This window comes from Capnocytophaga catalasegens (assembly GCF_026005215.1).
Taxonomy (GTDB): Bacteria; Bacteroidota; Bacteroidia; order Flavobacteriales; family Flavobacteriaceae; genus Capnocytophaga; species Capnocytophaga catalasegens.
Window position 1 is genome coordinate 1 of the sequence record NZ_BPMA01000091.1, and the last position, 3813, is coordinate 3813.

Annotated in this window: 5 protein-coding genes; all 5 read right to left on the reverse strand. The window is 28.5% G+C overall.

Annotated features, from left to right (window positions below; translation table 11 throughout):
- Positions 1 to 562: hypothetical protein (locus OO775_RS13905; protein WP_264847827.1), on the reverse strand; the 562-nt coding region annotated here is incomplete at its 3' end.
- Between the two features lie 76 nt (positions 563 to 638).
- Entirely contained in the window at positions 639 to 1307 is a 669-nt protein-coding gene (locus tag OO775_RS13910) for a DUF5675 family protein (RefSeq protein WP_264847828.1), read from the reverse strand.
- Between the two features lie 57 nt (positions 1308 to 1364).
- Positions 1365 to 1928: a hypothetical protein gene (locus tag OO775_RS13915; RefSeq protein WP_264847829.1), complete on the reverse strand. Its 564-nt coding sequence runs from the start codon at positions 1926 to 1928 to the stop codon at positions 1365 to 1367.
- The gene (locus OO775_RS13920) at positions 1925 to 2707 is read right to left on the reverse strand and encodes a hypothetical protein (protein WP_264847830.1); all 783 of its coding nucleotides are present in this window, start codon (positions 2705 to 2707) and stop codon (positions 1925 to 1927) included. The genes OO775_RS13915 and OO775_RS13920 overlap by 4 nt, the downstream gene beginning before the upstream one ends.
- The coding region (locus tag OO775_RS13925; protein WP_264847831.1) for a hypothetical protein at positions 2707 to 3813 on the reverse strand (1107 nt) is incomplete at its 5' end. The genes OO775_RS13925 and OO775_RS13920, both read right to left, overlap by 1 nt.

Sequence of the window (3813 nt, forward strand, 5' to 3'; positions counted from 1 at the left end):
AATCACCAGAGCAAGGAATGCGTCTTTGCCCCCAATTGCATTGTTGAGTTTTTCCTGTTTTGTAACTCGTCCAAGTCCCTATAAAAGCATTGTTAAAGTAAGGGTCAGAATAACTTTCAATATCATCATATAACAGAATATTTTTACTATTAATGTACCATCTAATTAGTAATTTACCTTCAAATGTTCCTGTTGCTGTTAATTTATCATCTTCTTTGAATTTGTAATTGGCTACAATAATCCCTTGTGCTTTTACATCCCCTTTATACTCATCTTCTAAACCATAGCATAATTTGGAAAAATAGAATATAGTATCAATACTTATTACCCCTTCAAAATCTCTTTTATTATTACTAACCAAAGAATTTCCCTTTGCTATATAACCTCCCCTTTTTATCTTTTGGATGGAACTAAAACGAATGTCCAATCGTTTCTTATTTTTTCCAATAAAGCCAATATAAGGCATTTTATTTAATAATAGCGGAGTTATATCCATTTGGAGAATGTCCAAATTTGTTTTCTTGAATTTTTGTTCCTTTGAATTGGGGATCATAGTGTACATTATATCTTTGTAATTGCACTTTTCTTGTGCTTTTGTAAAAGATATGGTTAATACTATAACACAAATTGCTAAAAATCTATTTAATTTCATCCTTAATTATTATTTTGATATTTTCAATACCTATTTCCTCTATTTTATCAATTATTTTAAAGAACATTTTTCTACTATTAGATGTCTTTACAATCACGCCTTTTTCCTTAATTATATTGGTAGCTGGTAATAAACATCCTAAGGTATCTTTCCCTTCAACTCCTGCGTGTATTAAAATATGTCTACTAACAGGAACTTTTTCATTGTATAAATTGGGAAAACCATTTTGCAACACTCTTTTCTTGTATTTTTTTTTATGGAAGTTAGCAGAAGTATACCAAACCAATTTATAAGTTCCTACTGGAATTCTTTTATCTTGATTACTTATTGTTGTTTCGGGTCCATAAGGTTCGCAAATAAAACCTGTGATATCATCAAAAACAAAAGTTCCAAAAGTAGCACTACTTCCATTTTCTCCCGTCCACCTTTCCCATTTGCGGGTAATATATATGATATTTTTATCCAAAACACCAAACACCCTCTTCATTTGCTCTACCCAACCAAAAGGCTCAAAATACCAAAAAGTATCCGTTTTAAAAATACCTTTTGCTTTGAGTACCGCCCAAAAATCATACAAAGCATCGTATTTAGTTTTGGTTTCCTTTAAGTGTTCCTTTATTTTATCATCTGAGGCATCGGGATGATGATATTTCAAAAATTTTTTACCGTCCTCCTCTATTTTTTCCCATTTGTACGACCATTCACTTTTGCCTTACTTTTTTTGTAGCAAAAGAGAATTTATATACTCTTTGGATTGGTAATACATAGACCCATCTGCATTTTTTACCTTCTTTTCAAACAGAAACTCCCATTTTTCATTCTTCTTCTGATAATATTTCCTTACAAAAGGAAAAGATTTACTATATTCCTCTTCACTATCTATTTCTATGTATTTTATAGGTACAAAAACTCCTATTCTTCCCCATTTTTTTTCATCTTTTATCTTTTCTTTCAGTATCTTATCAATTTTCTCATTATCAGCATCTGAAAAATAATGATAATCATACAATTCATTATATAATGGTTTAAGTTGATTATTTTTTTCAAAATTCTTAAAATAATCAATATCTGATTTTAGCTTTGGTATATAATAAATTGTAAACTCCCCCACATTGGGAATAAGATAAAATGATAATATTATTTTGTCATCTACATCAAAACTTATTTTTTCTTCTTTATGGAAGTATTTTACTATATCATCATTTTGCTTTTCTTGTGCATTACAAGAAAATAATATAAAAAATATACAGCTTACTAAAAAATATTTTGTTCTCATTTTATTACATTTCCTTTTGTTGTTTCGTCAAAGTCTCTTGTTTTATTTGAAAGAACAATAACATTTTTCTTTTTATCATCAACTAATTCTAAAATAATGGAACTATATGCTAAATAAGTTTTCAAATCTTCTTCAATATCAATGTTTTTGATATTCTTTTTGTCTATTTTTTTCAATTTGTTAAAGTCTTGAAAATCGGAAGGACAGCAGTTTTTTAGTTCGTTTTCAGAAAATTGGTTATAGTAATCTATATAATTGGTATAAATTTTCTCAGTTATTTGAGGTTGCTTTTCGGCTATTTTCTTTGTTAATAAACTATCTTTTTTTACTTCTTCAAAATGTGGAAAAACAAAATCTACTAACTTATAGCTCAAAGAAATATCGGTATCAATATATTGATTTGCTTTTTCTGTACCATTGAAAAAATAAGAAATAACATATTTAACATTCACATTTTCAGGAGAAATATTTTTATCAAAAATTATATTTTTGCCGTCAAAAGTGTCCGATTCCAAAAAGTTTTTGAAAATCCAAATAGTATCATTTTTGTATTGAATTTTATAATCTTCGGAAAGATTTTCATTCACTGAATACATTTCTCCGATGTAAAGATTATAATCATTTAAAGGAATTTTAAAATAGTTTTCAATATTCTTTAAATCAATCGTTTTTCCAGAAATTTGCTTTTCTGATTCTAAATTATTGCTCTCTGATTTTAATTTTTTAAAATTACAAGAACATAGCAATAGTAAAGATAAAGGATAAATAATCGTTTTCATTAGTTAATGATTTTTATGTTTGAAATATTATTTTCTGTTATAGTTTGTAAATCAATATTTGTCAAACCTAAATGCCCGTGGTCAGCGTGATTTCCTACATCTACTACTCCAAGTATTTTTTCGCCAAATACAGAAAAAGCGTTGGTACAATAGTTCTTTCTGAAACCATATTTATAAGCCAATTGAAAAATTGTTTTATTTTTGTTTTTGTCAAAAGCACTACTACTATGTGTTCCTTGATAACTAACACCAGAATTATTTAAATACCTAAAATCAACATCCAACCCTTTTCTTCTGCCAAGGTGTCCGTGCCCTGCGTGATGAAAAGAACCTTTTTGCCAAGGGTCGCTACCATTTTCAGAAGACATATCTCCTAAGTGAATCTCCCAGCCTTTTTCAGCAACTTCATTAATTATCCCAAATAAAGCGGCTGCTGTATCTGGTAAAAGGTATCTATCTCCTTTTCCTACCACTTCATTTGTAGCTGTTCCTCCTGCATCAATAGTTCCATATCTATTAAAACCGATTCCTGAGTCGGGGATTTTTACCATTCCGTATTGATTTTTCTCCAATGTATAGAGTAATTCAAATGTATCTAATCTTTTTTCAACATAATACTCATATTTATTACTTGAACCTTTGATATATTGTATTTTTCCTGTTTTGTGTATAAAATATTTTGTATTATTATCCCCAATATCTTGTCTAAGAACTTTATTATTCACTTTTTCAAGAAGAACTTTTACAGGAGCAAAATTTTCTTCTATATGTGTAAGAGAATTATTAGGAAGCAACGTTAAAAAATTTCCACTTTCTAAGTAAGCTCCTTTTACTTTTCCATCACTTCCCATAATCTTAAAAACAGCAAAAATACGGGTAAAATCCTTAATTTGTAAAAGTCTTTTAGTAGGAACTTCTACTAATATTTCTCCTTTATTATTTACTTTAGCTTTGGTAGTGTGAAAAGGTTGTTTTTTGGAAAAATACCCTGCTATCATTTCCCAATGAACCCAATTTAAACAATCCTTTGCCGGAATAGTTGTAGTGAAAGGTTTAAAAATATAAAATAGGATTTCTACTTCTTTTTTGAGCATATTGGTCATATA